At 35.7% G+C, this 21,659-nt stretch carries 24 protein-coding genes (1 of these 24 cut by a window edge); 9 read left to right on the top strand and 15 right to left on the bottom strand.

Features of this window, described 5'->3' with window-relative positions:
* Positions 1-174, top strand: the final stretch of a protein-coding gene (locus M1D66_RS24605; RefSeq protein ID WP_000025058.1) for a YgzB family protein. Its footprint begins 183 nt before the window's first position; only the last 174 of its 357 coding nucleotides appear in the window; its start codon lies off the left edge, out of view; the stop codon is at positions 172-174.
* Between the two features lie 100 nt (positions 175-274).
* On the opposite strand, the gene M1D66_RS24610 is transcribed toward M1D66_RS24605, so the two are convergent.
* The 7 genes from M1D66_RS24610 to M1D66_RS24640 form a co-directional block, all read right to left on the bottom strand.
* Positions 275-700, bottom strand: coding sequence for a GNAT family N-acetyltransferase (locus M1D66_RS24610; RefSeq protein WP_086385306.1), 426 nt, complete (start codon positions 698-700; stop codon positions 275-277).
* 170 nt (positions 701-870) lie between these two features.
* The gene (perR, locus tag M1D66_RS24615; RefSeq protein ID WP_000237829.1) at positions 871-1,299 is read right to left on the bottom strand and encodes a peroxide-responsive transcriptional repressor PerR; all 429 of its coding nucleotides are present in this window, start codon (positions 1,297-1,299) and stop codon (positions 871-873) included.
* 300 nt (positions 1,300-1,599) lie between these two features.
* Positions 1,600-2,055, bottom strand: a complete 456-nt coding sequence (gene bcp / locus M1D66_RS24620; protein WP_000633710.1) for a thioredoxin-dependent thiol peroxidase — start codon at positions 2,053-2,055, stop codon at positions 1,600-1,602.
* Positions 2,056-2,099: 44 nt separating this feature from the next.
* On the bottom strand, positions 2,100-2,504 hold the full coding sequence (locus M1D66_RS24625) for a potassium channel family protein (protein WP_000964343.1): 405 nt from the start codon (positions 2,502-2,504) through the stop codon (positions 2,100-2,102).
* Between the two features lie 72 nt (positions 2,505-2,576).
* Positions 2,577-3,362, bottom strand: a complete 786-nt coding sequence (locus M1D66_RS24630) for an ABC transporter permease (RefSeq protein ID WP_000965773.1) — start codon at positions 3,360-3,362, stop codon at positions 2,577-2,579.
* Positions 3,363-3,366: 4 nt separating this feature from the next.
* Positions 3,367-4,158: an ABC transporter permease gene (locus tag M1D66_RS24635; protein ID WP_000521519.1), complete on the bottom strand. Its 792-nt coding sequence runs from the start codon at positions 4,156-4,158 to the stop codon at positions 3,367-3,369.
* The gene (locus M1D66_RS24640) at positions 4,151-5,164 is read right to left on the bottom strand and encodes an ABC transporter ATP-binding protein (protein WP_000843655.1); all 1,014 of its coding nucleotides are present in this window, start codon (positions 5,162-5,164) and stop codon (positions 4,151-4,153) included. Before M1D66_RS24640 ends, M1D66_RS24635 begins: the two co-directional genes overlap by 8 nt.
* A gap of 127 nt (positions 5,165-5,291) precedes the next feature.
* Between M1D66_RS24640 and hemL the strand changes: the two genes are divergently transcribed.
* The 3 genes from hemL to M1D66_RS24655 all read left to right on the top strand — a co-directional run bounded on the left by hemL (position 5,292) and on the right by M1D66_RS24655 (position 12,671).
* On the top strand, positions 5,292-6,590 hold the full coding sequence (hemL, locus tag M1D66_RS24645) for a glutamate-1-semialdehyde-2,1-aminomutase (RefSeq protein WP_001011863.1): 1,299 nt from the start codon (positions 5,292-5,294) through the stop codon (positions 6,588-6,590).
* Between the two features lie 199 nt (positions 6,591-6,789).
* Complete coding sequence (locus tag M1D66_RS24650; RefSeq protein ID WP_000932759.1) at positions 6,790-11,226, top strand: glutamate synthase-related protein; 4,437 nt, start codon at positions 6,790-6,792, stop codon at positions 11,224-11,226.
* Positions 11,227-11,582: 356 nt separating this feature from the next.
* Complete coding sequence (locus tag M1D66_RS24655) at positions 11,583-12,671, top strand: aromatic acid exporter family protein (protein ID WP_000765787.1); 1,089 nt, start codon at positions 11,583-11,585, stop codon at positions 12,669-12,671.
* 13 nt (positions 12,672-12,684) lie between these two features.
* Here the strand turns inward: M1D66_RS24655 and M1D66_RS24660 are convergent, their stop codons facing one another.
* The 4 genes from M1D66_RS24660 to M1D66_RS24675 all read right to left on the bottom strand — a co-directional run bounded on the left by M1D66_RS24660 (position 12,685) and on the right by M1D66_RS24675 (position 16,035).
* Positions 12,685-14,445 carry an ABC transporter ATP-binding protein gene (locus M1D66_RS24660; RefSeq protein ID WP_242554880.1) on the bottom strand — a complete coding sequence of 587 codons (1,761 nt, stop codon included), beginning with the start codon at positions 14,443-14,445 and terminating at the stop codon, positions 12,685-12,687.
* A gap of 54 nt (positions 14,446-14,499) precedes the next feature.
* Complete coding sequence (gene ntdP / locus M1D66_RS24665; protein WP_000506622.1) at positions 14,500-15,030, bottom strand: nucleoside tri-diphosphate phosphatase; 531 nt, start codon at positions 15,028-15,030, stop codon at positions 14,500-14,502.
* A gap of 274 nt (positions 15,031-15,304) precedes the next feature.
* Complete coding sequence (locus M1D66_RS24670; RefSeq protein WP_000997575.1) at positions 15,305-15,565, bottom strand: YgaB family protein; 261 nt, start codon at positions 15,563-15,565, stop codon at positions 15,305-15,307.
* A gap of 188 nt (positions 15,566-15,753) precedes the next feature.
* Complete coding sequence (locus M1D66_RS24675) at positions 15,754-16,035, bottom strand: gamma-type small acid-soluble spore protein (protein ID WP_000039046.1); 282 nt, start codon at positions 16,033-16,035, stop codon at positions 15,754-15,756.
* Positions 16,036-16,160: 125 nt separating this feature from the next.
* Between M1D66_RS24675 and M1D66_RS24680 the strand changes: the two genes are divergently transcribed.
* Positions 16,161-16,385 (top strand): hypothetical protein, encoded by a 225-nt coding sequence (locus tag M1D66_RS24680; protein ID WP_000275436.1) that lies wholly within the window; start codon positions 16,161-16,163, stop codon positions 16,383-16,385.
* A 34-nt stretch (positions 16,386-16,419) separates the two neighbouring features.
* Here the strand turns inward: M1D66_RS24680 and mutY are convergent, their stop codons facing one another.
* Entirely contained in the window at positions 16,420-17,517 is a 1,098-nt protein-coding gene (gene mutY, locus M1D66_RS24685) for an A/G-specific adenine glycosylase (RefSeq protein WP_000171397.1), read from the bottom strand.
* Between the two features lie 149 nt (positions 17,518-17,666).
* Between mutY and M1D66_RS24690 the strand changes: the two genes are divergently transcribed.
* Entirely contained in the window at positions 17,667-18,647 is a 981-nt protein-coding gene (locus tag M1D66_RS24690) for a metal-dependent hydrolase (RefSeq protein WP_000379112.1), read from the top strand.
* Between the two features lie 24 nt (positions 18,648-18,671).
* On the opposite strand, the gene M1D66_RS24695 is transcribed toward M1D66_RS24690, so the two are convergent.
* The gene (locus tag M1D66_RS24695) at positions 18,672-18,938 is read right to left on the bottom strand and encodes a YfhJ family protein (protein WP_000998166.1); all 267 of its coding nucleotides are present in this window, start codon (positions 18,936-18,938) and stop codon (positions 18,672-18,674) included.
* Positions 18,939-19,060: 122 nt separating this feature from the next.
* Here M1D66_RS24695 and M1D66_RS24700 point away from each other — a divergent pair, with 122 nt between their 5' ends.
* Both M1D66_RS24700 and M1D66_RS24705 read left to right on the top strand, forming a co-directional pair.
* Positions 19,061-19,219, top strand: coding sequence for a small, acid-soluble spore protein K (locus M1D66_RS24700; RefSeq protein ID WP_000517891.1), 159 nt, complete (start codon positions 19,061-19,063; stop codon positions 19,217-19,219).
* Between the two features lie 37 nt (positions 19,220-19,256).
* Positions 19,257-19,409, top strand: coding sequence for a YpzG family protein (locus tag M1D66_RS24705; protein WP_000122093.1), 153 nt, complete (start codon positions 19,257-19,259; stop codon positions 19,407-19,409).
* Between the two features lie 64 nt (positions 19,410-19,473).
* On the opposite strand, the gene M1D66_RS24710 is transcribed toward M1D66_RS24705, so the two are convergent.
* The gene (locus M1D66_RS24710) at positions 19,474-19,791 is read right to left on the bottom strand and encodes a YfhH family protein (RefSeq protein ID WP_001057025.1); all 318 of its coding nucleotides are present in this window, start codon (positions 19,789-19,791) and stop codon (positions 19,474-19,476) included.
* Positions 19,792-19,801: 10 nt separating this feature from the next.
* Complete coding sequence (gene recX, locus M1D66_RS24715; protein ID WP_000268502.1) at positions 19,802-20,614, bottom strand: recombination regulator RecX; 813 nt, start codon at positions 20,612-20,614, stop codon at positions 19,802-19,804.
* A gap of 81 nt (positions 20,615-20,695) precedes the next feature.
* Between recX and M1D66_RS24720 the strand changes: the two genes are divergently transcribed.
* The gene (locus tag M1D66_RS24720; protein WP_000684378.1) at positions 20,696-21,601 is read left to right on the top strand and encodes a TIGR01777 family oxidoreductase; all 906 of its coding nucleotides are present in this window, start codon (positions 20,696-20,698) and stop codon (positions 21,599-21,601) included.
* The last annotated feature ends 58 nt before the right edge of the window (positions 21,602-21,659 follow it).

Here is a 21,659-nt window from a genome sequence, read left to right on the forward strand (position 1 = left end):
GGTATGTTATCTACTAAGACTATCCAAATTATTTGCCCAAGCTGTGATAAGCCAACCAAAATGCTCGGCCGTGTCGATGCATGTATGCACTGCAATCAACCTTTAACACTAGATCGAGATCTAGAAGGAAAAGAATTTGATGAAAAGTATAATAAGAAGAGTTATAAATCATAAGTATCAAGGGAAATATGAATTTGCAACACTACAAACGTTTCAACTCATTAAAAAGTTGATTTCTTAAAAAATCAACTTTTTAATTGTTTTATTAAATTTATTACACCTGTTTTTTCGAAATAACAGTAAACATCCCTGTCATATTAGGCGAATAATCTTTAAAATCATATTTTTCGTAGAATGATGTTTTACCTTGCGACGCAAACAAACCAATGAATGCTTTATCTGGAGCATTCCCATTTAAGTATTCTACTAAAGTATTCATTATTTTCTTTCCAATACCATTCTTTTGATACTCTGGATGAACCACTATATCTTGAATATAGAAATAGATAGCCCCATCACCAACAATTCTCCCCATGCCGATGATTTGATTATTATCCTTGACTGTTATACAGTAAATCGAATTTTGAAGTGATATTTCCGCCACCTCAAAGTTCATATAGTTAGTCCATCCCACAGAATCACATAAATATTTATATTCTTCCAATGTTGGAATGTTATTTTTAATCTCATATTTCTTCAAAATGTCCCCTCCAAGAATTCATTTCCACCAATACAAAGTAAATTCGACAAACTTTTATCTAACCCTTCTTACTAACTTAGCACTGTAAATCCCGATTAACCTCACGCTAATCCTTATATAATAAAGAAAGAGGCTGACGTATAGCCGTCAGCCTCTTTCTTTATTATATATTACGCCTTATGACACTCTGGACAAACGCCATAAATTTCTAAGCGATGACTATTGATAACGAAGCCTGTCGTTTTCGCAGCTTCCTCTTCCAGCTTTTCCAAGCCTCCATAAGGAAAATCAACAATCTTACCACATTTTTCGCAAATCACATGATAATGTTGACTTGTAACATAATCAAATCTACTTGAAGCGTCTCCATAAGTTAATTCCTTTACAAGTCCAACCTCTTTAAACACACGTAAGTTATTATAGACAGTTGCAACACTCATATTTGGAAACTTACCTTCTAATGCTTTATAAATATCATCCGCTGTTGGGTGCGTCATTGATTCCACAAGGTACTCTAAAATAGCATGACGCTGTGGAGTAATGCGTACACCCGTATTTTTCAGCATTTCTAGCGCTTCTTTTAATTCTTCTTTGACCACCGTCATGCACCCCGATTCTATACGGATTATTATTTTATAATTCTTATAAAGAGTGTACTCCTTTTCTTATAAATCGTCAATATTTCTACTATAAGTATGTAGTTTATTTTTATATTCAGGACTTGTTTTTATGTATCTTTCCCTTTTTTCTTCATATATTCCATAGAAAAAAGTGCGACATAATCGCACTTGGAATACTATCATCTGAGGAGGTATGCCCTACACTTCCACTTTATGTAAGGCAGTAAAATATGTATAGACACTTGCCTTGTTTCTGCATATTTTATCTCCAATGTAGATTTATTTTATATAAGAAAGAACATCCTCAATATGTCCTTTCACTTTCACTTTACGCCACTCTTTTACAAGTTCACCGTCTTTATTAATAAGGAATGTAGAACGCTCGATTCCCATATACTCTTTCCCAAAGTTCTTTTTTAACTTCCAAACATCGTATAACTCTGCTACTTTATGATCTTCATCTACTAAAAGTGTAAATGGCAATTCATGTTTCTCAATGAATTTCAAATGTCTATTCGCTGAATCAGGACTTACTCCAAGAATAACCGTATCCTTCTCTTGAAATACTCCATACGCATCACGAAAATCACATGCTTCAGTTGTACATCCTGGCGTCATATCTTTCGGATAAAAATAGAGAACTACATTTTTACCGCGGAAATCAGCTAGGCGAACTTCTTCTCCATTACTTCCCTCTAATGTGAATTCTGGTGCCATTTCTCCTACTGTAATCATAGTTATCACTCCTACTCTTTTCCTTTACTATAACAAATGCTTCCTTATTTTTCATTGTCTATTACAGACCTCATCACAAAAGCAAAAGGGAGTGTATATCCAATTAGCGCTTCTGCGATTGCAATCCATCGCCCAATTCCAATCGGAGATATGTCACCATATCCAACAGACAATAAAGTAACTGCGCTAAAATATAAACAAACTTCGACGAGTTGAAAAGAATGAGCGTTCAAACTTTCTCCGTCCTCTTTCAAAACTGCGAAACCCATTTCCTCTAATACAACGTAACTTAATCCAAATGCGATTAGTACTGTTGTATAGATTAAAAATAATGTGGCCAAATTATAGAGCGAAAAAAAACGCGTTGAATCCGAATAGGAACTCCATAATAATTGGACACTTTTCAAAATAGCGATTGCTGCAATTAATAGAATAAATCCCCATAACATGTCCTCCACCTCATTTTATATGTATGAGGTGGAGAACTGATTTATCCCTTAGAAACGAACAAGCTTCTATAATTAATTACCCGCGCCACGATACCTTTTTACCCCTTGGTTCCAGAGGGTGATTGCAATCGTAAAACAGATAACACCAACAATTGGCGTCGCAAATGCATAACTATTCCATTCTGTTTTTCTTAAAAAGTATGCCGCTGGATATACTCCAACAAACGCAAACGGTAAAACAAACGTTAAAATGAAACGAATTACACGATTATAAATATTAACAGGATAGCGCCCGTAATTACCTATGTTATACATAAGAGGCATAATTGAACTTTTCGCATCCGACCAAAAACCAAGGCTCGCCAGCGTAACAAATATACCTCCATATACAAGTGCTCCTCCTCCTACCATCAATATAAATAAGAAGAAATCATACCAGTAAAAAGATAATTGTAACTCCACAGCTGCATATCCCATTACAACAATCCCTGTAATAGCTCCAATTAAAGATTCAAGTTCCATTCTTTCTAATATAATTTGAAATAGGCTATGGATCGGCCGCGTTAATACACGATCCATCTCCCCTTTAATAATGTATCGATCATTAAAATCCCATATATTAAAGAAAGCTGAAAAGATGGCAAATGGTACTAAAAAGAAACCATAAATAAAGATTACTTCTTCTCGACTCCATCCCTTCAATGCTTGTGTATGCCCAAATACAACGAGAATAAATATTAAATTAACTGCTTGAAGCGATAAATCAGAAAGTAAACCAACGATAAAATCGCCTCGATACTCCAATTTTGTTTTTATATATTGACTTGCATATTGTAAAAATAAGTTTATATATAGCATCTCATCATCCCCCTTGTACAATTAGACGTTTTCTCGCCGTTCTCCACATGAGTACAATTGGAATAATAAGTACAATCGCCCAAATCACTTGAAATACTAAAGCCTCATACAACTTACTCCCCTGTATACCTTCAGAAAAAATCATACTTGGAATATAACTAATAGCCTGAAACGGTAAAAACATCATTGCTTTTTGGGCCCATAGCGGATAAAAACTAATTGGTAATAATAGACCTGAAAATAAATCAATAACAACGCGTTTTGCATACATAATCCCACTATTATTAAATAGGAAAAACGTAAGCATTCCCGTCATTAAATTAATTTGTGTATTAATAATAAAACTAAATATTAAAGATAAGAAGAAATATAACCAAGTTTGAAAATTTGTTGTAATTTGCAACGAAAATAATAACGTAACGATAACCATGCCTGGAATGGAAAAGAAGGCAAAACGGAATATTCCCTCGCCAAGACCTTGCATAACTTTCATTCCCAAATAGTTATACGGACGAATTAATTCTACAGCCACACGTCCTTCTTGAATCTCCATCGCAATTTCCCTATCTATATTATTAAAATAGAAGGCACGTGCCATCCACGCGATTGCGATATACGTGGTCATTTGCGAAATAGATAAACTTTCAATATTCTCTTTTCCGCTATAAATTGCTTGCCATAAAAAATAGTAAGCACCGATATTAATCGTATAAATTAAAATCCCGCTATAGTAATTTGTACGATACGCAAGCATCATTAAAAAGCGAATTCGAATCATTTCAATATACTTACCCATGCGTAATACCTTCTTCATAAATGTTACGAATAATTTCCTCTGTAGACACTTCGTTAATTTTTAAATCTTTAATTTGAAAGGCTTGTACTACTTTAGAAATAAGCATTGAAATAATAACTTCTTCATTCGGAATTTTTGCAACCCATGCATTTTCCTCTTTTGCTTTCGACCAAACGACATGATTATCTGGCATAACCATTGATAAAGCCTGATAGGAAACTGGTGCAACAAACTGAAAGTGAATTTCCTTCTCCGCTCCCCACTGCGTACGAAGATTATTTAAAGAACCGTCATACATAATATTTCCTTCATCCAGCATGATAACGCGCTCACATAAAGCTTCAATATCAGTAATATCGTGTGTTGTTAATAAAATTGTTGTTTTATAACGTTCATTCATTTCTTTTAAAAATTCACGTATTTTCAATTTCACAAGTACATCTAACCCAATTGTTGGCTCATCTAAAAATAATAACGGTGGATTATGAATTAAGGCTGCCGCTAATTCACAACGCATCCTTTGACCAAGAGATAATTTTCGAACTGGTTTATCTAATAAGGGCCCTATATCTAACGTTTCAATTACGTGCTCCATATGCTCCTTATACTGAGCGTCTGATACACCATACACTTTCTTTAATAAACGAAACGATTCTTGTACTGCAATATCCCACCAAAGTTGCGAACGCTGTCCAAAAACAACACCAATTGTTCTTACAAATTCTTCTCTTTGTTTATGTGGGTTCATTCCATTTACTGTGATTTGCCCTGATGTCGGAGTTAAAATCCCCGTAAGCATTTTAATTGTTGTTGATTTACCAGCACCGTTCTCACCGATATAACCAACCATTTCACCTTGCTTTACAGTAAAAGATACATCATTTACTGCTGGTACTATTTTATAATTACGATTTAATAAATCGCGAAATGCACCCTTTAAGCCCGGACGACTCGAATAGGCTGTAAACTCTTTACGTAACCCTTGTACCTCAATTACCGATTTCATAATCGGCCCCCCCTCCTAAATGTCACAACGAATAGTTTACCCAACTGCCTTCGCTATCACAAACAATACGTCTTTTCGAAAAACATGTTAGAATAATACATAGATTTTTGTAAGGAGATGAATTGTAGTGAATTTCACAAAGTCAGAAGCATTACATAAAGAAGCTTTAGAGCATATCGTTGGCGGTGTTAACAGTCCTTCTCGTTCTTTTAAAGCAGTTGGCGGCGGCGCTCCTGTTGCTATGGAACGTGGGAAAGGCGCTTATTTCTGGGATGTAGACGGAAATAAATATATCGATTATTTAGCAGCATACGGTCCTATTATTACTGGACATGCTCATCCGCATATAACAAAAGCAATTACAACAGCTGCTGAAAATGGGGTACTTTATGGAACACCAACAGCGCTAGAGGTAAAATTCGCAAAAATGTTAAAAGAAGCAATGCCTGCATTAGATAAAGTCCGTTTCGTAAACTCTGGTACAGAAGCAGTGATGACAACGATTCGTGTTGCTCGTGCTTATACAGGTCGCACAAAAATCATGAAATTTGCTGGTTGTTACCACGGTCATTCTGATTTAGTACTTGTGGCAGCTGGATCTGGCCCTTCTACTTTAGGAACTCCTGATTCAGCTGGCGTACCACAAAGTATCGCACAAGAAGTTATTACCGTTCCATTTAACAATGTAGAAACTTTAAAAGAAGCTTTAGATAAATGGGGTCATGAAGTAGCAGCTATCCTTGTAGAACCGATCGTTGGAAACTTCGGTATTGTAGAGCCTAAACCTGGATTCCTTGAAAAAGTGAATGAACTTGTTCACGAAGCTGGCGCACTAGTAATTTATGATGAAGTTATTACTGCTTTCCGCTTTATGTACGGCGGTGCTCAAGACTTACTTGGTGTTACACCTGACTTAACAGCGCTTGGTAAAGTTATTGGCGGTGGCTTACCAATCGGTGCTTACGGTGGTAAGAAAGAAATTATGGAACAAGTTGCTCCGCTTGGACCTGCATACCAAGCTGGTACAATGGCAGGAAACCCTGCTTCTATGGCATCAGGTATCGCTTGTCTAGAAGTACTTCAACAAGAAGGGCTTTATGAGAAATTAGATGAACTTGGTGCAATGCTTGAAAAAGGAATTTTAGAGCAAGCAGCGAAACATAATATCGACATTACATTAAATCGTCTAAAAGGGGCTTTAACTGTATACTTCACAACTAATACAATTGAAGATTACGATGCCGCACAAGATACAGACGGTGAAATGTTCGGTAAATTCTTCAAGCTTATGCTTCAAGAAGGAGTTAACTTAGCACCTTCTAAATACGAGGCATGGTTCTTAACTACAGAACATACAAAAGAAGATATTGAATATACAATTGAAGCTGTCGGCAGAGCATTTGCTGCCCTAGCAGACAATAAATAATCCCTTCATTCAAAAGGAAAAAAGAAAGCTCACCTTTCTTTTTTCCTTTTTTCTATTTCATAAATCACGTATTAATAGTATAATTATTCATAATTATCTGTTTTATATTCTTTTACAGCATTACTATCTCTGTGTACAAGGTGATTTGCACCTTAAATAGTAAGATTATTCTAACTTTTACAAGAGGGGGGATTGACGGATGCTCAATAAAAAAAATACATGGACACCGTCTTTATTTCGAGATTATAGAAATGCAGAACATGATGCGTGTGGAATCGTTTCCGTTATGGAGAAACGAAAAATTGCTACAAAAGAAAACATTGACCTTTGCATACAATCACTCGTCAAAATGAATCATAGAGCTGGTTTCATTAATGGCGAAGGCGATGGCATCGGCATTCACATTGATATACCAAAAACGCTTTGGAATGAAAAACTAAAAAGTAGCGGATATAATCCAACGATTGTGGATCATCCCCACTTTATCGTTGGACATTTTTTTCTAAATAAAAAAGAAAACATTACTGCCTTAAAAGATTATATTCGTACGCAATTAAACAACAAAAACTTTGCAATCATTTTCGAAAGTGATGATGTAACAAACTCAGATGCGCTCGGTCCACTTGGTAAACAAGAAGAACCTTTATTTTGGCAAGTTGCCCTCATCGCAGAAAACGAAATTACAAATATTGAGCAAACATTATTTTCTGTCACAATAAAAATAGAGGAAAACGAAGCAATTCATGTTGCTTCATTAAGTCATGATCATGTTGTATATAAAGTTCTAGGTGCTGGTGATACGCTTGTTGCCTACTATAATGATTTACAACATCCGCTTATCGCTTCAACTATGACATTAGGACATAACCGCTACTCTACTAATACATTATCTAATTTTTTTCGTGTACAACCATTTAGCATTCTCGGACATAATGGTGAAATTAACACAATTGCAAAATTACGCGATCAAGCTGAAATGATTGATGTACCACTTACTGCAGGAGGCAGTGACTCTCAAGATTTAAACCGCATCTTAGAAACCCTACTTGTTCAATACGGCTACAGCTTATTTGAAGCAATGGAAATTCTATTCCCACCAATTATTAATGAAATTAAACTTTATGAAACACCTTTACAAGATTTATATACGTATATACGTGAAGCATGGGGACATTTTGCACAAGGACCAGCTGGCATCATTTCCCGTTTTAAAGATGAAGCTGTTTTCAGCGTTGATTCCCTTGGATTACGCCCAGTATGGAAAGTAGAGACAGAGAGCTCTTATATTTTCTCTTCTGAACCTGGAGTTGTATCACCAACTAAATATGTAGCAGAACCAAAACCACTCGCTCCTGGAGAAAAAGTCGGATTAAAATGGAATGAACAAGATGAACTTGTTCTTTATGAATATGACAAATATCAAATCCAAGTATATAACCGTTTTAAAAAGCGAATTGATACTACCAATTACCATTTAAATTTATCTATCCCTGAAACGAAAAAAATCCAAGGGCTATGTGATTCTGTTCAAGTTGAAACGAAACAATACGTCGCTTTCGGATGGGACCGAGAACATATTCAACTTCTTGAACAGATGGCAACAAAAGGCGTTGAGCCAATACGCTCACTTGGGCATGACTCACCACTTGCCGCACTCGATACTGATAGACGAAATATCGCTGACTTTATTAAAGAAAGTGTAGCTGTTGTTACAAACCCTGCAATTGACCGTGACCGTGAAATTGAACACTTCTCTACACGTACTGTACTTGGAGAGCGTCCAAGTTTATTAAGCGGCGCAAAACGGCCATTTGTAGTTGAAATGCTTTCACCAATTATTTTAGAAGGCAGCGTGGCACAACCTATTGCAGAGGAATTACACACAATTACGTACGAACAACTCATAGAGCTATTTAAGACTCATAACTCTATCGCCACAATCTCTGCTACATTCAGCTCGTCAGAAACTCTGCAATGCGCATTAAGCCGCATTAGTTCTGAAGCGATAGCTGCTGTTAACAATGGTGCTTCCCTACTAGTATTAGATGACGCAAACGCCCATCTAAATGAACGATTGTGGATTGATCCACATTTAGTTACTGCTAAAGTACATCAAGCATTAAGTGAAAATAAATTACGCCGCAATTGTTCTCTCGTTATACGTTCTGGTGCTCTTCGCTCCTTACATGACATTGTCACGCTATATGGATTAGGAGCAGATGGTATTAATCCATATTTATTATTCGCGACTGTAAATGATGGAACAAAAACACCAATTACGAATCTATATAATGCACTTAATAAAGGATTAGAAAAAGTCATTTCAACAATTGGAATTCATGAGTTACGTGGTTACGGACGTCTCTATTCATCTATTGGGTTACATGAAGAAATCGCGAATATATTACAGATTACAAATTTCTTCGGTTCAAATGATTTAACCTTTTCACTTGAATCACTTGTTGAAGATGCAAAAATACGAGCAGAGGATTATAACAATCCTAAAATTAGAATGCGAAAATCATTTCATATATTCCCGCGAATTTGGAAAGCAATCGGCGATGTTGCAAAAGGAAATTCTTATGATGATTACCGTGACAAGTTAAGTGAACTAGAAGAGAATAATCCAATCGCAATCAGACACCTTGTTCAAACGAAACAAACAAAACATGTCGTTCCAACTGAAGAAGTATCTATCGGCATCAAAAATCATAATTTACCATTTATTATTAGTTCTATGTCATTTGGTTCTCAAAACGAAATTGCCTTTCGCGCATATGCAGAAGCAGCCGATCAGCTAAATATGATTAGCTTGAACGGTGAAGGCGGCGAAATTAAAGATATGATTGGAAAATATCCACATACACGTGGACAACAAGTGGCATCTGGGCGATTTGGAGTAAATGCCGAACTACTAAACTCATCAAACTTAATTGAAATCAAAATCGGTCAAGGCGCAAAGCCTGGGGAAGGTGGGCATTTACCTGGTTCAAAAGTGACAGCCAAAATCGCTGAAGCACGTAATGCGACAATCGGCTCAGATTTAATTTCACCTTCTAATAACCATGATATTTATTCAATTGAAGATTTAGCTCAAATGATTACAGAAATTAAAACAGCTAATCAACTTGCCAAAGTAGCCGTGAAAGTCCCTGTTGTTCCTAATATCGGAACAATTGCTGTCGGTATCGCCAAAGCTGGCGCTGATTTTATTAACATTAGCGGATTCGATGGCGGAACAGGCGCTGCACGTATTCACGCATTGCAGCATGTAGGTCTCCCTGTAGAAATTGGTGTTAAAGCCGCTCACAACGCTTTATTAGAAGCAAGCATGAGACATAAAGTAGAGATTTGGGCAGATGGTGGTATTCGAAGTGTAAATGATGCCTTGAAAATCATGCTCCTCGGAGCAAACCGTATTGGATTTGGCACACTATCAATGATTGCAATCGGCTGTACTACTTGCCGTGGGTGCCATCTAGATACTTGCCATGTTGGAATTGCGACACAAATCGAGTCTGAAGCACAAGCAAAAGAACATGGGTTACGCCGCTTCGTCCCACGCGAATTAGAAAGCGCAGTTGCTGGCCTGCTAAATTTATTCACCTCTTTCGGTGTAGAACTAAAACGATTAACAGGACAGCTTGGTTATACAAATTTACAATCCATTGTTGGGCGTTCTGATTTATTAGAGCAAGTTCGAGGCGAAAATTTATTAAACTTACGTAATTTACTACAAATAATAGAACATCCATCTGTTACAACAACAGAAGGCGTACCGGAAAAACAATTTAAGACAATTCATTCCGCTGACTCAAAAGAATTGGTAGGCGTTGGTGTAGAGCAACGCGTTATGGGTGGTCTAGAATCATGTTATCGCGTTCGCAGTAAATTATATGAAGCTACTCAACTGGAACCACTTACATTAAAGTATACGAATGGTTCTATTCCCGGAAATGGGTTAGGTGCTTACAATAGTGAAAATTTATTTATACACGTAAATGGCGGCGCACAAGATGGCATTGGTAAAACTTCCTTTGGTGGTGGGATTTATATAACGAAATCAAAAGGAAAAGACGGAGTATATTATAACGGTTCTGTCGGAAAAGGATTTGGATATGGTGCACAAAAAGGGGCACTATACGTGCAAGGGAACGCTGATGCTCGCGCTGGCATTCGCCTTTCTGGGGCAGACATGATAATTGGAGGTAGAATAACAAAACCACTCCGTGAAAAAGAGCAAGGAAATATAGGTGCATACTCCAATATTAAAGGTTTTGCTTTTGAATATATGACAAATGGGCGAGCGCTTGTTTTAGGTGACCCTGGTCCATGGATTTGCGCTGGCATGACTGGCGGTGTTGTTTATTTGCGTCGTGATTCAAACTTAGGCTTAACAGAACAGGCCTTAAAAAGAAGAATCGCAAAAGGCGCAAATGTTACATTACAACCAATTAGTAAAAATGGTTTGAAAGATGTAACTGAATTATTGCTAGACTATATTCGTGTACTAAACGAGCACGAGCAATATGAGGAAGTTGCTTTGTTAACACCATTATTAGATGATATACAGAACAAGTTTTTTGAGATTATCCCGAAAAAAGAACAGGCAGATCCATCTATCTCAACAGAGTAAAATGAGTAATTTTCATTATTAAGAAAAAATTGACGAAGTACGCTTCTCATAGTAATCTATAGTAACAATTTGAGACCTGCTGAAATTCAGCAGGTTTTTTTACTAAAAACTGATGTTTAAAAGGAATTAGGAAAAATTATAAAGTGAAACTTTAATTAGCCTACACCAATCGGACGTTTACCGGCATCCAGCTTCTGAATTTTGAGGCGTGAATCTTACTACTCACAATTAGCGGGATAAAATGAACACTAATTTCTTTTAACGTCACTAAAATATCACTTGCTAACATATTGTAATGAATGTATAGTATCATGTTGTACATTCATTATGACAAGAGAAAGGATCTTATTAAGGGTATGAAACTTGGTGCTCGCATTTTAAAAACGGGTATTGCCATCACGTTAGCTTTATTTGCTTGTATTTTACTTCAATTACCGAGTCCGGTATTTGCGGGAATTTCAGCTATCTTTGCTGTTCAACCGTCTGTATACCGTTCTTATTTAACAGCACTTGAACAAATTCAAGCAAATGTAATTGGTGCGATATTTGCTATCGCATTTGCTACTGCTTTTGGACATAATCCTTTTATTATTGGATTAACATGTATATTAGTAATTGCTCTTACATTACAATTACGATTAGAAAACACAATATCAATTGCTTTAGTAACAGTTATCGCCATTATGGAGTATCAAGGCGAAGATTTCTTTAGTTTTGCCTTACTTCGATTTGCGACGATTATGATTGGTATTATTGCGGCTTCACTTGTAAATTTAGTATTTATGCCGCCAAAATATGAAACAAAACTTTATCATCGTATCGTTGATAATACAGAAGAAATTGTAAAATGGATTCGAATGAATAGCAGGCAGGCTTCTGATTTTACAACGCTAAAAACTGATATTGATCGTATGAAAGAAAAAATGATCAAACTAAACCATTACTATTTGCTGTATAAAGAAGAAAGAAGCTACACGAAAAAAGTAAAGTTCGCAAAAATTCGTAAGCTCGTTTTATTCAGACAAATGTTAGCGACAACAAGCCGTGCTTTAAGTACGTTAAAATCATTACACCGTACTGAAAATGAACTGCGCTATATGCCGGAAGAATTTCAGGAATCTATCCAAAACGAACTTGACTCATTAACGCATTATCATGAACAAGTTTTATTAAAATTTATTGGTAAAGCAAAAAAACAACAATCAGTTGAAATGCTTGATGAAGTTGAAACAGGTAAACAAGAATTAATTGATATCTTTATGGAATATCAAAATAAAGACGATGAAGAAGCATATAAAACATGGTTACATCTCTTCCCTCTTATTTCTTCCATCATTAACTATAGTGAAGAAGTAGAGCATTTAGATTTGCTTGTAGATAGCTTCTACACATACCATAAACCAGAAAAAGAACTCCAAATCGATGATAAAAAAGAAGACGAATAAAAAACAGCTCCTTTTATGCTAAAGGAGCTGTTTCTGTTATATGTTGAAGTTGATATAAATTGTAATAAAATCCTCTTTTTCGCATTAACTCTTCATGAGAACCAGTCTCTTTAATCTCACCGTCTTCAATGTAAATAATCGTATCAACATGCGTAATCGTCGCTAATCGATGTGCAATTATAATCGTTGTCCGGTCAGCAGCTAACGTCTGAAGCGCCTCTTGAATATACCTTTCATTTTCTAAATCTAATGCTGAAGTTGCTTCATCTAATATAAGTACCGAAGGATTCTTTAGAAACACTCGTGCAATTGCCACGCGCTGTCTTTGCCCGCCCGATAGCTTCACACCACGTTCTCCAACGACAGTATTATAACCATCTGGTAAGTCTATAATAAAATCATGAATTTGCGCAGCTTTAGCAGCTGCAATCACCTCTTTCTCTGTAGCCTTCGGATTTCCATATAAAATATTAGCTCCAATTGTATCGCTAAACAATAAATTATCTTGCAGTACAATTCCAATATGACTACGCAAATTTCTCATATTATACTTTCTTACATCTATGCCATCTACATAAACCGTGCCTTCAGAAACATCATAGAAACGCGGGATCAAACTAGCAAGAGATGACTTTCCTCCCCCACTCGCTCCTACAAGCGCTACTTTCTCTCCAGGTTTCATAGTTAATGACAAGTTGTGTAATATCTCTTTTTCATCTGCATTATAACGAAAAGAAACATTGTCAAATACAATTTCTCCATTTAATTTTTTCGTTTGTACCGCATTTGGTACATTAACAATATCGTATTTTTCATCTAACAGTTCAAACACACGGTCCATCGATGCAAAAGATTGTGTTAATGTTGTAGATGAATTAACAAGGCGGCGAAGCGGACTATATAAACTATCCATATATCCAACAAAAGCTACCATCGTTCCTAGCGTTAACTGCCCTTGAATTACTTCATATGCTGCAAAACCAATCACAAGTAACGGACCTAAATCGGTTAACGTGTTTACTGCCGAAAATGTTCTTGCCGTCCAACTTGTATGGGTTAATGCTTTCGTTAAAAATTCATTATTTCTTTTTTCAAACTGCTTCCCCTCATACTCTTCTAACGCAAAGCTACGTGTCACTTGCATTCCTTGAATACGTTCATGCAAATACCCTTGCATCGTCGCTAACGCTTGTGAACGCTCTTTCGTCAATTTCCGAAGACGTCCGAAAAAATATTTCACTGCAATTATATAAATAGGTAAAATCAATAACGCAACAAATGTTAATTTTATATTCATAGAAAACATAACAATGATAGCAATAGCAATTGTTGCAGTATCTAACCAGACGTTCATCAAACCAGTAATTACAAAATCTTTCGTTTGTTCTACATCATGGATGACACGCGAAATAATCTCCCCTGTTTTTGTATTGGAGTAATAACGTAAACTTAACTTTTGTAAGTGACCGAAAATATGCTTCCGCAAATCATACAGTATTGTATTTGCGATACGTTGGGCGAAATATTGACGATAATATTCAATCGGTGGTCTTAATACCGCAAAAATAAAGAAAGCAATTCCAATCGCTGTTATTAATTGAGATGTTTTATCTTGAAGTGAGCCAGCGCCTTGAATTACATCATCGATAATATACTTTAATAACCACGGCATAATAAGTGGGATACCGAACTTAACTAGTCCAATAATAATTGTAATAGCAATAAGCCATCGATATGGTTTAACAAATTGTAAATATCTTTTTATGCCTTGCACATAATCCCCCCTCTAATAGGACAAACCTGCCGGGAAGCCCCCTGCAGGTTTGTTTTAATTTCTGTACATTAAATATCGTTCATACCACATATCTACGAAATCTGGTGCAAATGGACCTTTTCTTTGATGAATCCACTGTGTTAAATGTGCTACATTTCGTTTCAAAATTGTATCAATAACAGGTGGATACTGCATAATTTCACTATGTTTTTCATACTCATCTTCATCTAGAAGCGTATATGTCATATCTGGATATACTTTAATATCTAAATCATAATCAATATACTTTAATGCTTCAGGATCATACGCAAAAGGTGAGCTTAAATTACAATAATAATATACGCCATCTTCCCTAAGCATCCCAATCACATTAAACCAATAGTTGGCATGAAAATAACAAATTGCTGGTTCACGAGTAATCCATGTTCGGCCATCCGATTCTGTAACTACTGTACGATCATTCGCTCCGATTACAAGACTCTGTGTCCCTTTTAAAATTGTTGTTTCTTCCCACATTCTATGAATGGAGCCATTATGTTTATAACTATGTATTTGTACTTTTTCTCCTTCTTTGGGAAATCCCATATATGCTCCCTTCTTTCAACTGCAAATGCCCTTTGAACGGCATTCACTTTTTTTCTATTATAACTTTTTTGTCGAAATTTTAAAACTAAAGGGATAAGACTCTATTTTTCAAACTGAATATGCAGGAGGTTTATCGTTGAATACTATGCCCCACCGCTTCTTAGAAGATAAAAGGATTGTACTGTATTATTTATAAGCGAGGACATGTAATAGAAAAAGCCCTTCTCTATTTCCATACAAAGAAGGACTTTTCACCTGAAGATAACAATATATCTTATCCTAAATTTGAAATCATTTTTTCAGTTGCAAAAGATTGAATTACACTATTCGTTTGTTCTTCAAATTTCTCATGTAACATCTTCAACGCTACTTCTGTTCTATATATTTCCTGGCGGATAAAATGCAGTTCTTTTTTATCGCACGTATCTTTTTCATTCATTTCAATTTGTTGATACTTCTCTAGATGTGCTTGTAACTTTAACAATTCATCCATCGTTTCTAATTGCTCCCCTACCAACTTATCAAAATCGTTCATTACTTACCCCCTTTTGGACTTATTCATCAGTTATTATTCCTAATTACATAATTCTAATTGTTAACTTCCTTCTCCTTTGACTACATTTGTTGACTTATTAGAAGTTATGTCGTTCGCTTTCTTTTCATTACAACGATCCACGCAAAAAGAAAACACTTCTCCCGAATTAGAGAAGTGTTTTTCTTTCATTACTGATTTGAGCTAGAAGATTGTGATTGTTTTGCAGCTGACTTAGCATTTTGTTTTTTCACAGAATGCACGTCTGTTTCAGTTGCAAATTCTGTACCATAACTAGCGTTTGCACTTTGTGCACCAGAAGCTTGCGCTTTCTTTGCTTCTGATTGTGCGTTTGCTTGTTTTACAGCTTGTACATCTGTTTCAGTTGAAAACTCTGTACCATAACTAGCATTTGTACTTTGAATGCTAGCACCAGAAGTTGCTTTGTTATAACCTTGTTGTTTTTTACTCATCTTTCTCACCTCCACAATCAATAATGTAACCAATTCACTTAGAAGCTATCCGTAATTTTCTTTTGAATAATTTCCGCATATATCTTTTGTTACTTATTCAAACTATAAGAAATGGAGGTGGAAATATGTATATAGGACGCGATATGACTGAACTAACGATGATTTCAAAAAATGAATGGAAAGAAGATGAATTAGCTTATTTTCATCACTCACTACAACAGGTTCTGCCTTATTTAAATGTAGAAGGGCAAAGTATTTACAAAGAAATTGTAGTAGAAATCGAATCAAGAGGCGGCTTACAAGAAGGCGAAGCTAGTTGGACTCATGGGACAAAAATTTCTTACGATTAAAAAAGTGTTCCCTAGATTGGGAACACTTTTTTATTTATTGCATTGTAATTTTCTCCACACAATTTTCATAAATAGTACGGTGTGATTTTGAGAAAGGTAATTGCTCAAATACCTCTTTCGATACAAATTTTAATGTATCTGTATCAACAATATTACCGGTTACTTTTCCGTAAAATACAAATATATCCCAAGTACGATGTGTAAACGTATGTTGTACATTCATTGCGTATTCATCAATAGAAACCTCGAGCTCAAATTTTTCTTTCATATAATCTATAAGCTGTTCCTTCTGATTTCGAATACCTTCTCCAAGTTCAGCATTAGGAAACTCCCACATGTTAGCTAACAAACCTGTACTTGGACGTTTATTAATAACGTAACGACCGTCTTCAGTTTGAAGTACGCCTGCAACAATAGGTACCATTTTAGGAGCTTTCGCTTTACTTTTTACTGGTAATTCTTTTTGAACACCTTCAGCATATCCTCTACAATGCTCACGCACAGGACAAAGTAAGCACGATGGATTTTTAGGAATACAAATCAATGCACCTAATTCCATCAATCCTTGATTAAAATAAGATGGGTTTTCTACTGAAATAATTTCACGCACAATCTCTTCAAAAACTTTTCGAGTCTTTGGTTTTGCAATATCATCCCATACTGATAAAATACGAGATAATACACGCATAACATTTCCATCAACTGCCGGCTCTGGTATACCATATGCGATACTTAAAATAGCACCTTTTGTATATGGTCCTACTCCTTTTAACTTTTCAATTTTCTTTACATCACTTGGTACAACCCCGCCGTATACTTCTTTTACCTCTTTTACTGCCGCATGTAAATTACGTGCTCTAGAATAATATCCTAAACCTTCCCATGCTTTTAATACTTCTTCATCATCAGCGTTCGCTAACGCTTCAAGTGTAGGAAACTTCCCCATAAAATTTGCGTAATATGGTTTTACAGCTTCTACTCTTGTTTGCTGCAACATAATTTCAGAAACCCAAACGCGGTATGGATCTTTATTCTTTCTCCACGGTAAGTCGCGCTGTTCTTCTTCAAACCAACCAATTAAATCATTTTGAAACTGCTCTATATTAAAATTGTTTAGTATTTCAAGTGTCAAACTTGATCCCCCTCATTTTTTTGCATATAAGTACTATTATAAAGATTTTAGGAAAAAATTTAAGTAAGATGACATAGGAAATAGAAGGCAAAGGACTTGAGGTATCGAATAAAAAGAGTTACATTAATAAAAAACGGAGGTGGATTTCTATGGACACAGCCACTCACCTTGTTATGGGTATCACTTTAGGTAGCTTAGCAACATTAGATCCAGCCATAGCACAAAGTGATATTGGCCCCCAAGCTGTTATGCTTGCTACAATTGCTGGTTCCAACATTCCTGACATTGACACAGTTTTAAAATTGCGTAATAACGCTAAATATATAAGAAATCATCGTGGGATTACTCATTCTATTCCTGCGGTAATTCTTTGGTCATTCCTTATAAGTGGCATCTCTTTCGCCTTCTTTTCAGAAGCTCCATATCTTCATCTACTACTTTGGTCATTTATTGCCGTCTTTCTTCACGTCTTTGTAGATATTTTCAACGCCTATGGTACACAAGCATTACGACCTTTCACAAAAAAATGGGTCGCACTTGGCATAATTAATACATTCGATACCGTAATTTTCTTTATCCATATACTTGCAATTGCTTGCATGCTCGTCGGTTCTCATAAGGGATATACAGCTTTAGCGGCATATATATTAATGATTGTTTACTATATCGGACGGATTATGATGCACAGAAATATAAGAAGCGTTGTACACAAACGTTTCAAAAATGTCGAAAAGATTATCATTTCTCCTTCTTACCGATTTTATCATTACCATTTAGCAGTCGTTACGGCTGATTATTACTACGTTGCGAGATGGCACCGTGGTAACATCATGATATATGATAAGTTCGATCGGGTACCGTTCCCAGACAATAATATTATGCGAGCAGCTAAACAAGATGAAAACATCTCAGCCTTCCTATCTTTCTCTCCTGTATATCGCTGGGATATTTTTGATCATGACCATTATTATGAAGTACGATTCATTGATTTACGATATCGAAGTAAAGATTATTATCCATTCGTTGCAATCGTTCAGCTCGACCACAATTTAAATATTATTAGTTCCTATACAGGATGGATTTTTAGTGAAGAAAAGCTTCGAAAAAAACTGGAATTACTTCCACATTAAAAAAAGCGACTTAAGTCGCTTTTTTTAATGTTTCAAATGATCTTCTTGATTAATTAAATGACTATACTTCGGATTATTTGTCCGCATTTCATGAAGGCGTACACCATGATTATTAATCCATGATCGTACCACTTGTTCCGTCATTTCATCGCCTTGATAACGACCTGATTTTGCATAAGTTGTTTGAAAATCTTCCCATAGTAACTCAACCCACGCACGAGCTTGTGCGTAAGAAAGCTTGTCATTCTTGTCTAATAATTCTTTCGTTAATGTTTCATAAATATCATTCATATTATAATCTCCTTTTACCTATTTATCCCTTCATTTCTAAAGGATAGTTTCTTCAATTTTGCACATTCTATAATTGATACTTCTTAAAGAGGTATCAACCGATAATGAGGAGGGCGTTCGCAATGGGTAAACAAGCCGAATTTTGGTCTGAGTCAAAAAACAACAGCAAAATCGACGGTCAACCGAAAGCGAAATCACGCTTCGCTTCGAAACGACCTAACGGCACAATTAACACGCACCCACAAGAACGTATGCGTGCTGCAAATCAGCAGGAAGAGTAGTACAAATTAAATTAACTTCCTACACGAGGTGATAAAGATGAGCTACCGTGATCGCTTAGATAGTCGTTCTGAATTATTTAACCATACGTGGACTCGTCCAAAACATGCGAAAGCACAAGTTAACGGACAGACGCAACAAACCCAGTCTCTCATTATATTGGCAAATGAATGTAAAAAACGCCAATTTTAGAATCTCCTATCTCCTTTAACGCCTACCAAAGATGAAAACCAGAGAGATATATGCTCTCTGGTTTTTATTTTTCTTGCAATAAGGAAATTGGTATGCCAATCTCTTCATTATCATTTTGCTTATATCCCCAAGCAAATACCCCATTGAAATACGTAATTTTAAATAATACACCAGGTTCTTCTACTAATTCATATGTTTCACCAATACGGAATTTGTTTACATCCGTCATATAAGCACGAGCCATTGCCATTTTTCTCATTAATACATCAAATTCATTGACAATCCCAAGCTGCTCAGCTTTTACTGCTTGCTCCTTCAAAGCGCCAATTTCTTCCCTTAGCTCATGCGGTGTCATTTCACTGTAGCGTTTTGGCATATTCATCTTATTCTCCTCATTCCTCTTCGCGTTTCATTTGCAAAAATATCTCGATTTCATCAATAGAGAATCCTTTTCGATATAACGCTTGTTTCATCTTGTTTTCAAATGTCCATCCATCATGCTTCTTATATTTCTCATAATATTTATTCCCATGATAGTGTAACGCTTCTTGTTGCTTTTCGTCATCTTTTTCGTCTTTCAATTCTTCCAAACAAATTTGAATTACTTCTCTAGAATATCCTTTTCGAACAAGCATCTCATCTAACTTTAGTTTCATTTGTAAAAAAGAATGTTTTTGATAAGATTTTTTCTTCTTCTCTATGAGAAACAAGGCATTCTCAATTTGCTTTTCCTTCGGATATTCTTGTAAACTATGTGTAATAATTAAATCCTGAACACCTTTATTTAATAACTCTCTTTTAATAACAGTTGGACCTTTTCGATTCACATTACTTTGCGTTCGCGTATATAAAACAGCATACTCTTTATCATTAATATATCGGTCATGTAATAATTTCGAAACGACTTCAGAGATGATGGCCTGTCCCACTTCTTTTTTTCGTAAAAAATCTTCTATTTCTTGTTTTGTTCTCATTTGATAGGATAAATAGGAGATTGCTTGTAAATATGCTTTTTGTACTTCTTCATTGTACAAAATATTTCCTAACTCGATTTCATCAATTTCTAAGCCTTTTTGTAATCCATGTTTTATTAAGATTACTTGATCCACACTAAATCCGTACTCTTCGCCTTGACCTTTATCAATATAAATATTAAATCGTTCTTTCGATCGTTTTTGTACTTCTATTTTTGTAATGACAGCCATACTCTCACCTCTCTATTATTTTAACATAGTCGAGGAACATTTTTTCTTTTCAAGAATATATATAATGAGGAGGAAATACTTGTGAAAATCGCAATTTCTGGTGGTACAGGCTTTATCGGTAAATCCCTTTCTACTTTTTTTATTCAAAAAGGATATACTGTTTACATTCTCACACGAAAAAAAACTACTGAAACTTCCGATCCTAACCTTCAGTATGTTCAATGGACACCAGATTTACAAACCTTCCCCCTCTCTTCTATTGATATAGTTATTAATCTAGCCGGAGAGTCTATTAATAGTAGATGGACAAAGCAACAAAAGAAAGCCATTTTAAACAGTAGAATTCAAACAACAAAAGGACTCATTAAACAATTGCAGACACTCCATACAAAACCACACACATTTATTAACGCAAGTGCTATTGGATACTATGGAACGTCTGAAATAGAGTCTTTTACAGAACAGCATGAGACTCCTGGAAATGACTTTTTAGCAAATACAGTATATTCATGGGAACAAGAAGCATCTAAAGCACGTTCTCTCGGAATACGAACAATCTACGCAAGATTTGGAGTTGTATTAGGTGCAAATGGAGGAGCTCTTCCCAAAATGCTACTTCCCTATCAATTCTATATCGGCGGCACCATTGGTTCTGGGAAGCAATGGTTATCATGGATTCATATAGACGATGTCGTTCGTATGATGGATTTCATCATACACAAAAAAGAAATTGATGGTCCTCTTAATATGACAGCACCAACACCCATAAGAATGAAGGAATTTGGAGAAAACATTGCAACTATAATGAAAAAACCTCATTGGTTGCCTGTACCTTCATTTATCATTCAAACTTTACTGGGTGAAATGAGCATACTTGTACTAGAAGGGCAACGTGTATTACCCATTAAGGCAATTGAATATGGATACCAATACACATTTCCGGCAATAGACCATGCATTACAAAATATACTTTCGCATACAATGTAGTACTTCTAAAACACAATTTTACATGGGCTCTTTCAAAACTTTCATTTTCTAGGATCCG

Source organism: Bacillus sp. PK6-16, assembly GCF_056530295.1.